Origin of the sequence: Nocardia asteroides (assembly GCA_019930625.1) — a bacterium.
Lineage (GTDB): Bacteria > Actinomycetota > Actinomycetes > Mycobacteriales > Mycobacteriaceae > Nocardia > Nocardia sputi.
This window is the reverse complement of sequence record CP082844.1, coordinates 6,690,368-6,704,789: the sequence shown is the minus strand read 5'-3', so window position 1 is coordinate 6,704,789 and position 14,422 is coordinate 6,690,368. Positions and strand designations below refer to the sequence as shown.

The window sequence follows — 14,422 nt, the reverse complement described above, 5'->3', positions numbered from 1 at the left end:
AGGGTTGTTCCTGTGTCAGGAGTCGGCTTGCTCGAGCCGGGCCTGTCGCAGCGGTGCGCCGAACAGTTGCTGGTCGTCGTTCAGTTGCTTTCGTGCGCGTCGCGCGGACGCGGTTCTGGCCGCGTGATCGGCGTCTGAGTGAACTTCCAGTTCGGTGAGGGCCGCGTCGATCACCTGGTCCAGATCCTTGACGACGAGGCTCGCCTCCGGCGGCATCGCGTCGGGGATGTTGGTCGCGAACCGCCACAGCAAGCGCATCGCGGCGGGCGTGGGTTCCGAACCAGCTGTTCGCATCCCACGAATTGCCTCGGCGATTCGAATCGCGCCGGTAAGAAAGTTCACCCGCGGCGAGAGTGGGCCGACGATGCGTTGCTCGAGCGACCAGGTGCTGATCGTGAGCAATGCTCTGGCCGGCGACAGAAGCTCGTGGTTGAGTGCCGGGCACAGGTAGTAGGGGCGAGCGCCGGGAGCAGCACGGTAGGACCGCTCTTCGTCGCGGCGAAGACTCGACAGTTTGGCTGTCGTCAGGTCTCCAGGGAAGAACGCGTCGTGGACGTCGACGATGAGCTTCGGCGCGGCGGGTGTCTGGAGGAGCACCAACGCTCGCTGTACGTGCTCGCGAGCAGGTAGCGTCGTTGATGGGGGTTCGGCCGATGTCGGCTGGCCCGGCATGGTGGCCGACTGGGCCGGTTCGTCGGTCTCCAGCAGTGCATCCCACGCACGTTCTGTTCGGCGAAGTTGCGCTCGGAGTTCGCCGACCCGCTCCGTGTCGCCGGCGGCGGATGCATCGCGGATCGCGCGCCGCAGCTCGGCGATGCTCTTGTCCAACTCGTCCAGCGGGTTGCTCATAGCTTTGGAGACTACCAGAGTTCCAGACTTTTTCCCGACATTCTCCCGAGTGTGGTGTAGTCTCGGTGTCGCTCGACTCCACTCGACCGCGGCGGCGCATGGGATGCCCGCCCGTTACCTTCTTCGGAGAACCCCGTGACAGCACGCGTGTTCCACACCTCCGATTGGCATTTGGGGCGCCAAATCGGACGTCATCGACGCGACGCAGAGTTCGACGCCGTACTGAATGAGATCGGGAGTATCGCAGCTGATTTCGCTCCTGACTTGATCGTTCACAGCGGTGACCTATTCGACGGTCATCGACCCAGTTTGGACGACATGCGCCGTGCCGCGCTGGCACTTCGACGGCTTGGCGACATCGCACCCGTGGTAGTCGTCGCGGGCAACCACGACACCCGGCACGTGCTGTCGTTCCTGGAGTTCATGATCAGCGACCTGGGCGCCCGTACATGCACGGAATCCAGGGTGCGATTCGCGACCGACGCTCGTCCCGGCGGCCTGCTGGTCGCCGAGTATCCAGCAGCGCAAGGAGAATTGACGGTTCGGGTGGGTGGGCTGCCGTATCTGCACCCTAACCGGTTCGCCTACGACTTCTCTGACCCAGCGACGGCGACCGCGACCTACGCCGAACGGATGCGGGCCGTGCAGGCCGACGTCTACCGTTGCCTCGCTCGCGACCGTGGTCCTCGGGATGTGCTGGTGTACGCCGCGCACCTGTTCGTTGAGGGTGCGACGCCGTCGCATTCCGAGCGGAAGATCTCCATTGGGCCGGACTTCGCTTCGAGTGCAATGGGGCTGCCGGAGGTCGACTATGGCGCGCTCGGTCATATCCATAAGCCACAACGAATCGACGGGGTCGGCTTCAGCGCGCACTACGCGGGCAGTCCGCTTCAGATGGACTTCGGTGAGATAAGGGACACTAAGAGCGTGGTTCTCGCTGAGATCGCGCCTGGACGGGAACCTCGAATCGAGCTCGTGGCACTGGAGTCCGGCCGCCGCCTGGTGAGGCTCGCCGGAACGTTGGATCAGATTAGGGCGGATGCGAGTCGAGTCGGCGATGCGTGGGTGAAAGTCAGCGTCCATGCCGACAGCCCCGTACTCGGACTCTCGGAGACTCTCTCCGAGATGCTGCCCAAGGCGACGATCGTGGGGATCGACGAATGCCGGCCAGGGGCCGAAAAGCAGATCATGGACAGGACCACGACTGCCGACGACCTCCCCAGTGTCGAAGAGATCCTGCGCGAGTACCTAGCAGACGGTCGCGTGGCAGGGCGAGCGCTGGACCACGTCATGGCCACTCTCGCTGACATTCAAGCCGACCCTGATCCCGCCGATGGCACGCGCTGCTGCGAGATGAGCCTGCTGGCTGCCGCGATAGACGGCCATACCCCAGAGAACATCGACCGCGCCGGCGTCCTGACAACCGGACACACGACAGATTCGGAGGCACTGCGATGAAGCCGGTCACGCTCTCCATGAAAGGGTTCCGCAGCTACCCAGAATCCGCGACCATCGACTTCGCTGGCAAGGGCTTGACCGCGGTACTTGGTGACACTGGAGCCGGGAAGAGCAGTATTCTCGAAGGGGTCACCTTCGCGCTGTTCAACAAGAGTTCGTGGGACGGCCGAGAGACGAAGCCTCTCATCGCCGACAAGGCCAGCGTCGGCAGCGTGGAACTCACCTTCATCCACGGTGGCGTCCGCTGGCGGGTGCACCGCACAATTCATGCCACCAATCCCAATGCCGGGCGACACCACCTGAAGAACCTCGATACCGGCGAAGAAGTCGACGGCGCTACGGCGGTGACCAAGCGCATCGAAGGCATCCTGCAGCTGGGCTACGACACGTTCCTTCGAGTGGGACTGCTGCCACAAGGAAAGTTCGACCAGCTTTTGACCTCGAAGGCGAGCGAGCGCAAGAGGCACCTCCGTGAGCTGTTCGGGGCGGAATCGCTGGTGAAGGTCCAGGAAACCGCCCGGGACAGGGCGACGGACCTCGCAAAGCTTCTCGCAACAGCGACGGAGAAACGCAAGGGCATGTGGCCGGATCCGGCACAGACCGCAGCGGAATACGGCTCGAAGGCCTCGGTCGCTGAAGCATTGGCGGATCAACTGGACACGACCATCGGCACGATATCCGCACTGCAGGAGACGGTTTCGGCGGCTCGTGCGGCAGCAATCGCGGCTCGGACTGCCACCGACAACCTCGCCGAAGGGATTGTTCACGAGGCGATCCCCACCCTGGACAAGCTCGGACCGATCGCCGAGAGAATAGGGCAACAACGGGCATCGCTCGACGAGAGCGCTGCCGAGATCGACACTCGTGAGCAGAGTCTGGTCGATCAGATCCGACTGCGTGAACAGGCAGGTGAGGGCCTTAGTTCGTTGGGCAACGCCGAAGGGATCTTGGCGCGCCTCGTTGAGCGCGCTGAAGGCCATCGCCAGGAGCGGCGAAGCCTCGACGACCGCACGACGAGCCTGGCCGAGGAGTCCAGCCAAATCGCTGCCGATGAAGCCGAATTGAACAAGCGGAGCGAGAAGACTCAGCCACTCATCGACGCCGCCGACACGGCCGCCGCAGTCGGCGACGACGTGCGCAGCCGCGCCAACGAACTCCGAATGAAAGTCCGCGAGGCGCTCGAGGCGGCTTTCCATGTCGCCGAAACAACCAATGCGCGGCAGGAAGCCAACGACGAACTGGCAAGGGCCAATAAACTGTTCGCAGATCTCACGCAGGAACTCGTGGCCGCCAAGGACGCGGTCACCCTCGCGGAGGCGCGAAAAAGTGCACTGGAACTGCAGAATCGGGCCGCACTGATCGCCGCGGACATCCATCCCGGAGACGATTGCCCGGTCTGCCACCAGCAAGTACCGGATCCCTTCGAAGCGGGCGGGACCGCGACCTCGGACGAGATCCGCAAGGTCCAGACGGCGCTCGGCAAGGCCACGGCGCTGCGGGAGAAGATCAGCGACGACATCGCCGATGCCAAAGCCGCAGTCGCATCCGCTGAACGGACAGTCTCGATCAGTGCGAAGAAGCACCGTGACGCGGAGCTCGAAGCGCAACGATCCGCCGACGCGTCGTGCACGCAGCTCAATGAGTTCGCCGCCGCAGCCGGCGAAGTCGGTGGACACTTCGACGCAGCCGCATCCTGGGCGACGCTCACTGCCGCTCTTCAACTCGCCGTTCTGCCCAGCGACTCGGCACCGGACAAGACTGCGACAAACCCAATTATCGAGGCGATCGCCACATGTGAGACGGCGGTCGCAGCCGACGTCAACCTGCAGCGCGGCAGAGCGTCACAAGCCACCATCGGCATCGACGCCGACCGCAAGGCGCTAGTCGACCGACAGAAGGCCCATATTTCGCGTGTCGACGAGGTTCAACAAGCGGAGGCCCGTGAGAACGCGGCGGTCGCCCTGACCGCAGCCGAGATCAACGGCCTGCCCGTCGGTTCCCGCAACATGCTGCCGAGCGAAGTGATCGACATCACTGCTGAATCTGTTCACGAGGCAACCGCAGCAGTCGCCGCCTCGAAGGCTGAGATGGAGAGTCTGACCGAATCCCTCGAACGGGTACGCCGTGAGGCTGCTGATGTGCTCAACCAGCAGCGCCGACTGGACCAGGAAGCCAACCAACTTCTGGACAATCCGCTGTCGGACCTGCGCAATGCGCTGGGCAACTGGGCAAGAGCGTTAGGTCGCGCGGTTGACTATCTCGAGGATGGCGACTGCCTAATTCCGGATGCCCCAAAGGGCCGCGGGATAGGTGACGCACGTGAGTTCGTCGACAGACTGAACGACGCGACGGCTGCGGCCAACTCGAAGCTGACCGGTGCGAGCGCTGCTCACACTCTTGTAGCCAATAACGCCATCGCCAGTATCAAAGTCGAGGTGGAGAAACTGCCCGACATACCCGAGATCGCGGAGACGGTCGACTGGACCACGTCCCAGGCTGTTCGCCCGCTCATCGTCGCGATGGCGAATGCACGCAAGGATGCTGAACGGTTGCGTGCGGCACAAGGCGAGGCCACAGCGCAGGTACAGCAGGCAGCCGACCTCGACTTCGCGATCGCCGCCGGCCAGGCTCGCCACGCAGCCCTCGAAGTACTCAAGAAGGAATTGGTTGACGCAAAGTTCCTGGGCCACCTCACCACTCTGAACACCAAGACGCTCCTCGGAATCGCCAGTTCGCTGCTCGGGAAACTGACCGAGGACCAGTTCGGCTTCGCCCCCAACTGCGACATCGTCAGTCGCGGCAGTCAAGTAGCGCACAGCGCCAATCGACTGTCTGGAGGTGAGAAGTTCCTGGCCTCGTTGGCGTTGGCTCTCGCCCTGGCCGAACTGCATTCGCTCAGCGGGCCCCGACTCGGGTCTCTGTTCCTCGACGAGGGCTTCGCGACGCTGGACACTGAGGCATTGCATTCGGCTCTCGAAGTCTTGCGGGCTCAGACCGGTGAGGACCGCATGGTCATGGTGATCAGCCACCTGCACGCAGTCGCGGAAGCCGTCGACGATGTGCTGTGGGTCGAGCGGCCGACGGGCGGCAGCTCGACGGCACGGTGGCTCACCGTTGATGAGCGTGATGCGCTGATCAACGCCGACCTCGCCAGCGGCCTGCAGTCGCTGACGTAGCGCGCTGATCCCGCGGCGTACGGTCTTGGAGGGTTTCTAATCTGAAGTCGCCGAGGTGGCTCTGTCCGCCATCTGCGATGGCACATGTTCACGAACACCGACGGAGACACCCAACTGGCGGGTTCGATGTCCACGAATGTCGACAGCACCAAGCCTTGATCCGTCCTGCTCGTATAATGCAGCGCTGCAATCGTTTTCGAGCCAACGGCCGTCCTCGGGCCGTTGGGGTGCCGTCGACGTTCGCGAACAGCCGGGCGCATCGTTCGGTCCGATCGACGCTGGAATTCGTGAGCATGTGCCGTCCGAATTCGCGAACAAAGCCACCGAGGGTTGGCGACCTGCACTGCCCGGCCCTGTTGGAGCGAGGAACGCAACGGAACATTGTGCCGATGCAGGATCGCGCTGACGGTCGGCCTCCGATAGGGGTTGGCGTGCGTTGCTGCTAGTTTCACCCCTTAGCTCGCCGCCGCGGACGTAGGGGTCGTAGACACTGCCCGGCTCGCCCCTTGGCCCGACAGCCAACGCTCCGGCAAGAGCAGCGATCCGGGGCGGGGTGAAGAACTCGCTGCCGGATGCGCTCCTCTCGTGTGACAGCAGGTCGAGCAGATACCGGAACGAGTTGGTGCCCACGGTCGAGCAGATCTCGACTATCCGTTCGAGGTCAGCGATGTTGGCAGGTTCTACGCGCCGGAACGCCGTTTCCAATCCGGCGGGGATTGCGTGCTGGAGCATCAGCTCGTGGGTGAGGCGCTCGGGATTCTCCAGGAACTCGCCCGTGCTACCAGCGCGGTAGAATATTCTGTCCCTAATGCTGGCGGGGCTCTCGAAACGCAGCAGGAAAATCAAGCACAACAAGTACTCCAGATAGTCCGCGTGTGATCCATTGCCCCGGATCCTGGCGGCTTGGGGGCCAACGAGCTCATCGACGACCACCCGTCCGTCTTCTCTCTCGGTTGGTGTGGCCTGCTCCGGCTCCTTCGTTTCGATGTCGAGACCCGGGCGAGGACGCGGGCGCCGTAGGTGAACCGGGCGGGTTCGCCGTCCTGGAGTTCCTTGGCCGGGATCGGGCGCCTGCGAGCCATTTGATCGCTGCCGGGAGCCGCACATGGCGAGAGCCGGGTTCCGGCCGAGGGAAGTCGTCGTGCCGGGTCGACCACGTGGTAATCGTCGGCCGCCTGACGTCGGCCAAGTCGGCAAGTCGTGCGCGAGACGAACTCGTCAACGAACATGGTGTACTGCCCCTCCGCTCCGGGAACCGCGTCTCGGACCCCTGCGACCGTAGGCGGCCAACCACTAGAGGTGCAACAAGGGGGTTGTCAGACTCTGGCCATCGGCGGGTCGCGATGCGGAGGTGAGAGCAAGAGAGTCATCGAGTACTGGTGGTACTCGGCGGGGCGGATCGGTCAGGCAGAGGTGCTTCGTGCGTTGTCCTCCAGGCCGCAGTCCAGGTGGCTGAGCTGGCCTGCTGGTGGCGAGCCACACGCTAACGTCGCCTGGCTGGAGGCCGCGCTGAAAGCAACAGCGGAGCAGGGGCGGGCAGCGGTGCTGATGCCGGTATCGGCGGCGGCGTCATCGGATGAACATGAACAGTCGGTCCGCAAGGAGTTGGTGACCGGGGCGCGATGCGCGCGGTCATTCGCTTGTCGAGGGACCTGTTCCCGGTGTGGTCGGTGGATACGACGGTGTGGGTGCTGGAACATCCGCGCCGCCGAGGACCCTAACCGCGCATTGTCATGGTCGACGTATACCACGCCAGCCGCGAAGAGGCCAGGCTGGCAATCGAATTCGCCAATGCCATCCTCGAACGCCGCCTCGAGCTTTGGCTTAGTCGGCGCAGGCCGTGCAGCCCCTTGATTGTTTTCGTCAGTAGCTACCAGTCGTGGCGTAGTGGATAGTTCGAGCCGGGTGTCACCTATAGCTGTCGTCCACCTCTGGGCCGGATCGTCGCTCCGGCCTCCCGGAGCACTCTTGCCGTCCGCTTGGCCATGTGGTGCTCCGCCTTGATCTGAGTCATGGACGCGTCGGCTTCGTACTCTTCGGCCGCCCGTAATGGCGACCGCCACGGTGTTGACCCACGACACTTCCCGCTGCAGCGACGGCCAGTTGCGATCCTCAGCCGCCCCTGAGGGCGACCGCCACTGCCCGTAGTGCTCGGTGATCTCCACCATGTCCCAGTTGCGATCCTCGGCCGCCCTGAAGGCCCACCTCCTCGCGGATGGCATTCCACGCTTCGGCTTCGTAGGTGTTGCGATCCTCGGCCGCCCGTGAGGGCGACCGCCACATCCGCCACCAGTTGCCGGTGTCCAGGTGCTCGGGGTTGCGATCCTCGGTCGCCCGTGAGGGCGAGCGCCACGGTGCGTGAGCTGGGCGGATGTCGACTGGGGCCGCGCGCAGGCACTGCTTCGAGTGTGTCGAACTTGATAACTGCTGTTCGCCGGTTCGGAACCTCCCTGGGAATCTCTGTGCATTGGAGGTTTTTGCCTCCGACGCGCAAACCCGTGCGCGGGTCCTGCCGATCCGTCGCTGGTATCGGTCTTTTCGGTTGGTCGGAGTCATTATGCACGTCACGATCCCGGACACGAGCAGGACGGTCAGTGGGATCGCCGTCTCGGCGTCGACTTCCTTCGCGCTCATGATCAGCGCCGCGAGGGTGAAGATCGTTCGATGTAGTTCGGGAACGGGGGCGAAAGCATGCTGCTGTCCCTAATCCTGTGATGCGCCACGGGTTGTCGGCCCCTTGGCGTACGGTCGCTGCCTGTGCCGAATTTGCTCTGGATATGAGGGGGAGGTTTGTCGTCGGGTTTGTGGGCGCACAGCGAGAATACGGCGGGGATTCGTCACGATCTGGTCGATCATTCACGAGGCACTGCCGCGCTGGCGGCGCAGTTCGCCAGGGTGTTCGGGGCCGCGCAGGTTGCGGAGTATGTCGGCTTAGTCCATGACACGGGTAAAGGCGGCTGTTCGTGGCAGGCGGGGCTGCTGCGGGCCGGAACCTGTGGTGGGCGCGTGGTCGATGGGCAGGGCCGGAGTATTGACCATAAACTTGCCGGGACCTGGTTGGCGGCGAAAGAGGCCGGGCTGGGTCTGTTTTCGATGGCGGTTCTCGGTCATCACGGTGGGTTGAGCGATCGACCGGCACTGGCGAAGGCGCTTGGGCGTGCCGAGGGGCCGGACCGGGTCGCGGTGCAGGAGGCGGTCGCTCGGGTGGTGGCGGTGATGCCGGAGATCTTCCCGGATCCATTGCCGGAGATCCCGGTGTGGGCGCTGCCACCGGCGGATCGGTGTGTGGTGGAGTTGCTGCTGCGGATGGTTTTCAGCGCTGTGGTTGATGCCGACTTCCTCGACACAGAGCGGCATTTCACCGGGCAACGGCGACTGTCGCCGCGTCGGCTGTCGGAGTTGGCGGAAGTGTATGAACGGAACCGTCTCGAGTATCTGGCTGGCCGCCCGGCCCGTTCGGATGGTGGGGCAGCGGGGGTGGACGCTATCCGTAGCGAGGTGTACGAGCAGGCTGTTGCTGCGGCGTCGCAGCCGATCGGGGTTTTCCCGTTTCCCGCTCCGACGGGTGCTGGGAAGACGATCGCGGCGGGTGGTTTCGCGGTGCATCACGCTGTCCGGCACGGTTTGGCACGGGTGATTGTAGCGGTGCCGTTCCTGTCGATCACCGAGCAGAACGCGGAGGTGTATCGGCGGTTGTTCGGGGATGAGCATGTGCTCGAGCATCACAGTGGCCTCGATGTGGACGGGCTCGGTCCGGCGGGGCGTTGGCAGCGGTTGGCGGCGGAGAATTGGGATGCGCCGGTAGTGGTGACGACGACGGTCCAGTTGTTCGAGTCGCTGTTCAGCCGTAAGCCGTCGGCGATGCGGAAGCTGCACCGGCTGGCGGGTTCGGTGATCGTGCTGGATGAGGTGCAGTCGCTGCCGGATTCGTTGTTGCTGCCGATCCTGTCGGTGCTGCGGCATCTGAGCGAGCACTTCGGTACGACGGTGTTGCTGGCCTCGGCGACCCAGCCGGAGTTCTTCAGCTTGGAGATCTTCCGGGACGTCGAGCGACGCAATGTCATTGCGCGACCGCAGCCGTTATACGACCGGCTACGACGGGTCCGGTTCGAGTGGCGGTGCGATCCCAAGCCCACCCTCGAGCAGATCGCCGAGGACGCGGCAGGGCAGCGGCAGGTGCTGCTGATCGTCAATACGACCGCTGATGCCGCCGAACTACATCGGCTGATCGAATCCCACGACACGCAGGGGCCGGTGCTGCATCTGTCGACGCGGATGGCCGGTGCCCATCGCCGTGATGTGCTGGCGCAGATCAGCGCGCGCCTCGCCGCCGGGCAGCCGGTGGCGGTGGTCGCCACGCAGCTGGTCGAAGCGGGTGTCGATCTGGATTTCCCGGTGGTGTATCGGGCTTTCGCGACTGCGGAGGCGTTGTTGCAGGCCGCTGGGCGCTGCAACCGTAACGGGCTGCTCGACGAGGGCCGGGTGGTGGTCTTCGACCCGGTCGACGGCAGTGTGGAAGGCACGGCGATGGTGTACGGGCCTGCCCTGGATGTCACACGATCGTTCTTCGGTCCGGGGCGGGACCCGGATCGGCTGGAGCTGCTGCGCGACTACTACACCACCCGGTATGCGGTGAAGAACATCGACAACACCGGCGTCGGGGCCACGATCCAGCAGTTGCGGGCGTCCTTCGACTTCCCGAAAGTCGCCGAGACGTTCCGCATGATCGACGAACACACCGTCCCGGTGCTGGTCGGCTACGGCGACGACACCGAACGAGAACAGTTGCGGACAGCTCTGGCCGGTCCGGGCAGGGTCGAGCCGTGGGTGTACCGGCGACTACAGCCCTACCTCGCCGCGCTACCCAAGCGACTAGCTGCGCGAGCCGCGGCCGAGGGCCTGGCCACGGTACTGGTCGGCGACCCGGCAAGACCCGGCAGCGGCCGCCTGTATGAGTGGTGCGGCGAGTACGGCGCCCGCGGAATCGAATTCAGCTACCCCAACCCGGAGGACTACGTCTGGTGAACAACACCCATCCGCGCTATCCGAACCCCCCGCTCGTAGTCGAGGTCAGTGGCGAGTACGCCTGCTTCACCCGCCCGGAGATGAAATCCGAACGCTTCAGCTACGAAGTAATGACCCCGTCGGCCGCCCGGGGAATCCTGGACGCCATCTTCTGGAAACCTGAATTCGACTACATCATCGTCAAGATAGAGGTCCTCAAACCGATCCGCTGGTTCTCCATCCGCCGCAACGAGGTCAAATCGACTGTTTCCGATGATTGGGTCCGTCGCGCGATGGCCGATGCCGGCCTGCACTACGACGTCGAGGACGACCGCGATCAACGCAACACCGTCGGACTGCGCGATGTCGCCTACCGCATCCACGCACAGATCAAGCTCCGGCCACACGCCACAGCGACAGAGGTGGCCTACCGGGAGCAGTTCCGCCGCCGCGTCGACAAGGGCGCTTGCTACTCCCAGCCGTACCTCGGTACCCGCGAATTCTCGGCCCGCTTCGGCAAAGCTACCGCAGCCGAACCCATTTCGGACTGCCGCGACAAGGACAAAGAACTCGGGATAATGCTGCACAGCATCCACTACGACGAGCACGGAGGCGAAACCTACAGTTGGTTTCCCGCCAAGCTGACCAACGGGGTCCTGCGCGTCCCGCCCAACGGCACCCGACTTCCCTCGGCCGGTCCGGCCAAACGCGGGAGGCGAACCGATGCTGATTGACCGACTCGTCAAAAGCCGCACCACCGATGACAGCGTGCCCCGCTACTACCGGATCAGGACGGTGCGGTGGTCGGTCGTGCTCGATGATGCCGGGAATCCGAGTCTGATCGACCGCGCCGACGCCGAGCACAAGGCCGGATCACCTTTGGCGACACCGTATCTGACACGCACCAGCGGTATCGCGGCGATGCTGCTGGTCGACACCCTCGAATACGCCTTCGCTCTCGCCAAGAAGGACGATGACAAGGCCCGCTGCGACTCCGGCCGGCGTCACGACGCCTACCTCGCCATGCTACGGGAGTACCAGGAGTCCAGCGGTGACCCCGTCGCGCAGAAGTTGTGTGAATTCTTCACTGGTGGAAGGTATCTCGATGTTCTGGCCGATTTGAGGCTGCGGGAGGCCAAGTCGTCGGATCTGGTCATGTTCCTCGTCGCGGGTGAGCTGGTGCACCTGCGGGAGTCGGCGACCAAGTTGTGGGCAGCAGTGGCACGAATCCGCAAGAGCTCTGGCGGCGAGGGGTTCTGCTTGTCGTGTATGAACCTAGGGCCGCTGTTGAAGACGGTTCCGGAGATGGTCAAAGGCAGCCTGATCCCTGTGGGTGTCGACGCGTCGGGGCGGCCCAAACGCGGCAGGGACGCGGCGCTGGTGTCGGTCAACACCTCCGCCCAAGGGCGGATGGGAACCTTACAGCTGGCCAACACCCCGCTGTGCGAGGACTGCGGAGGCCAGGCCATGGCTGCGCTGAACAGTCTGCTGTCGGACCCACAGCGTCACCGCCGCGGCGAGGACACCGTGCTGACCTGGTGGCTGCGCGACCCCGCCGTCGAATTCGACGTCCGTATCATCGACGCACCCCACCCTGGGCAGGTCGCGGCACTGCGCCGGGAAGTGTGGAAAGGGGAGTCGGGCACCGTCGTCGAGGGCACCGACTTCTACGCCATCACTCTGTCGGCGAATCAAAGCCGCGTCGTAGTGCGGGACTGGATCGATGTCCCGGTTCTGGAAATCAAGAAACGCTTCCGGGATTGGTTCGACGACCACGGCACCACACAGCTCTGGGCAGATGGCGTTCACGAAGTCGGGCTGAAGCGGATGGTCCAGGCCACCGGTCGCTGGGACAAACGCCGTGGCTCCTACGTCGTCGGCAGCGCGGCCCGCGGCATCGAACGAGACCTGCTGCGCTGCGCGCTACACGGCGGTTCACCACCACCGCACCTGGTTGTGAGGCTGTTGCATCGCATCCGCAACGACCACCACGTCGACCTGCCCCGCGTCGCGATGCTGCGCCTGGCCCTCAACCGCCCCCCATACCTGAAAGAGAAAGTCATGCCAGGACTCGACGAAACCGCCACCGACCCCGCCTACGTGTGGGGCCGGATGTTCGCCGTCCTCGAATCCGTCCAACGGCGAGCGATCCCCGACATCAATGCGACCATCCGCGACCGCTACTTCGGGCTTGCCATGAGCCAGCCGGCCGCCACCATGCGGATGCTGCGTCTCAACGCCAACGGCCACCTCAAAAAACTCATCGGCAAAGAAGCCACCCGCCCCGCCGGGCGGGCCCTCGACACCCGTCTGGCCAAGATCTCCGAGCTACTCGGTTACGAAACCGCGCTGCCCGCACACCTCGACACCACAGCCCAGATCCGGTTCATCCTCGGCTACGACCACCAACGAGCCGCCGACATGACCGCTGCCCGCGCCGCCAAAGCAGCGAAAGACGCCAAAAACGCTGCCGTCGAGAACATAACAACCGTCGAAGACATAGCCGCGGAAGAAACCGCCGCCGAACTCACCGCCTGAGAGAGACCGACAAGGAGCTTTCGATCATGACCACGTCCCCGCATCTGGACCCCACCCGTAAACACGACTTCGTGTTCCTGTTCGACGTCACCGACGGCAACCCCAACGGCGACCCCGACGGTGGCGGTATCCCCCGAACCGACCCCGAAACCATGCAAGGTCTGGTCACCGACGTCGCGATCAAACGCAAAATCCGCAATATGGTCGGTCTGCTCGGCGAAGGCAAACCCGGCAACGCCATCTACGTCGAAGCCGGAGTATCACTCAACTCCCAACACGAACGAGCCTACAAAGAACTCGACCTGCCCGGCGACAAACCCTCCGAACCGGTCGCGAAGCGCTGGATGTGTGAAAACTTCTACGACGTCCGCATGTTCGGAGCCGTCATGACCACCGGCACGAAAACCGCGGGTCGTGTCCAGGGACCGCTGCAGCTGACCTTCTCTCGCAGCATCCATCCCGTCCTCGCCCAAGAACACGGCATTACCCGCGTCACCCGCACCAAAGAAGACGACACCAAACAAACCGAAATGGGCAGCAAACACACCGTTCCCTACGGCCTCTACCGTGGCATCGGACACTTCAGCGCCCCCCTGGCCACCCGCACCGGTGTCACCACCGACGACCTCGCCCTGCTCTGGCGCTGCATGACCCTGATGTTCGAACATGACCGCGCCTCCACCCGAGGCGAAATGGCCCTGCGTGGCCTCTACATCTTCACCCACCACGACGCCTACGGAACCGCACCCGCCCACACCCTCACCGACACCGTCCACATCACCCCCGACACCCGCCAAACCCCGACAACCCCCATCCGCAACTTTACCGACTACACCATCACCATCGACGAAGCCGCCATCCCCGACGGCGTCACACTCACCAGAATCGTCAGATAGCCCTGGCTACCCGCCGATGAACACACCGCAGGCGTTCCCACACTTAAGAACCCCCAGTGCACACGGATTCCCAAGGAGGTTCCGAACTGACGAACAGCAGTTATGGAAACCGAGGCGCCCCAAACAGACTCCGTCGCGGGGCCCGGTCGACGTTCGCCCAGTTCGCGCACCGTGGCGGTCGCCCTCACGGGCGGCCGAGGATCGCAACACCGACTGGTCGAGCTCCTCGCGGGCGACCATCTCGTGGCGGTCGCCCTCACGGGCGGCCGAGGATCGCAACACCACCACCGAGGACGTGCTCAGCCAGCTGACGAGGTGGCGGTCGCCCTCACGGGCGGCCGAGGATCGCAACTGCTCGGCAGTGCGTGTTGCCCCCAACGTCGCCGCTAGTGGCGGTCGCCCTCACGGGCGGCCGAGGATCGCAACGAGCCCCACCTGGACTTGCTGGACCGCATCAACGACGTGGCGGTCGCCCTCACCGGCGGCCGAGGATCGCAACTA

General features: G+C 64.3%; 8 protein-coding genes and 1 CRISPR repeat array (1 of these 9 only partly in view). Of the genes, 6 read left to right on the top strand and 2 right to left on the bottom strand.

The window, feature by feature from the left end; genetic code table 11:
• Positions 1-15: 15 nt before the first annotated feature.
• Positions 16-849, bottom strand: a complete 834-nt coding sequence (locus tag K8O92_30250) for a hypothetical protein (GenBank protein ID UAK31968.1) — start codon at positions 847-849, stop codon at positions 16-18.
• Between the two features lie 135 nt (positions 850-984).
• On the opposite strand from K8O92_30250, the gene K8O92_30245 reads away from it, so the two are divergent.
• Positions 985-2,307 (top strand): exonuclease SbcCD subunit D C-terminal domain-containing protein, encoded by a 1,323-nt coding sequence (locus tag K8O92_30245; GenBank protein UAK31967.1) that lies wholly within the window; start codon positions 985-987, stop codon positions 2,305-2,307.
• Complete coding sequence (locus tag K8O92_30240) at positions 2,304-5,483, top strand: SMC family ATPase (GenBank protein UAK31966.1); 3,180 nt, start codon at positions 2,304-2,306, stop codon at positions 5,481-5,483. The genes K8O92_30245 and K8O92_30240 overlap by 4 nt, the downstream gene beginning before the upstream one ends.
• Positions 5,484-5,519: 36 nt before the next feature.
• Here K8O92_30240 and K8O92_30235 read toward each other — a convergent pair whose 3' ends face one another.
• Entirely contained in the window at positions 5,520-6,416 is an 897-nt protein-coding gene (locus tag K8O92_30235) for a hypothetical protein (GenBank protein ID UAK31965.1), read from the bottom strand.
• A 1,857-nt stretch (positions 6,417-8,273) separates the two neighbouring features.
• Here K8O92_30235 and cas3 point away from each other — a divergent pair.
• The 4 genes from cas3 (at position 8,274) to cas7c (ending at position 13,921) form a co-directional block, all read left to right on the top strand.
• Positions 8,274-10,508: a CRISPR-associated helicase Cas3' gene (gene cas3 / locus K8O92_30230; protein UAK31964.1), complete on the top strand. Its 2,235-nt coding sequence runs from the start codon at positions 8,274-8,276 to the stop codon at positions 10,506-10,508.
• On the top strand, positions 10,505-11,221 hold the full coding sequence (gene cas5c / locus K8O92_30225; protein UAK31963.1) for a type I-C CRISPR-associated protein Cas5c: 717 nt from the start codon (positions 10,505-10,507) through the stop codon (positions 11,219-11,221). The genes cas3 and cas5c overlap by 4 nt, the downstream gene beginning before the upstream one ends.
• On the top strand, positions 11,211-13,025 hold the full coding sequence (gene cas8c / locus K8O92_30220) for a type I-C CRISPR-associated protein Cas8c/Csd1 (protein ID UAK31962.1): 1,815 nt from the start codon (positions 11,211-11,213) through the stop codon (positions 13,023-13,025). The genes cas5c and cas8c overlap by 11 nt, the downstream gene beginning before the upstream one ends.
• 71 nt (positions 13,026-13,096) lie before the next feature.
• Complete coding sequence (gene cas7c / locus K8O92_30215) at positions 13,097-13,921, top strand: type I-C CRISPR-associated protein Cas7/Csd2 (GenBank protein ID UAK31961.1); 825 nt, start codon at positions 13,097-13,099, stop codon at positions 13,919-13,921.
• 171 nt (positions 13,922-14,092) lie between these two features.
• Positions 14,093-14,422: direct repeats of the CRISPR family, unit length 37 nt; unit sequence GTGGCGGTCGCCCTCACGGGCGGCCGAGGATCGCAAC (it continues 507 nt past the right edge of the window).

What these genes read in the sequence shown, in the direction of transcription:
- cas8c (UAK31962.1), top strand. Translation starts at nt 11,211, where the DNA reads ATGCTGATTGACCGACTCGTCAAAAGCCGCACCACCGATGACAGCGTG.
- K8O92_30250 (UAK31968.1), bottom strand. Translation starts at nt 849, where the DNA reads ATGAGCAACCCGCTGGACGAGTTGGACAAGAGCATCGCCGAGCTGCGG.
- K8O92_30240 (UAK31966.1), top strand. Translation starts at nt 2,304, where the DNA reads ATGAAGCCGGTCACGCTCTCCATGAAAGGGTTCCGCAGCTACCCAGAA.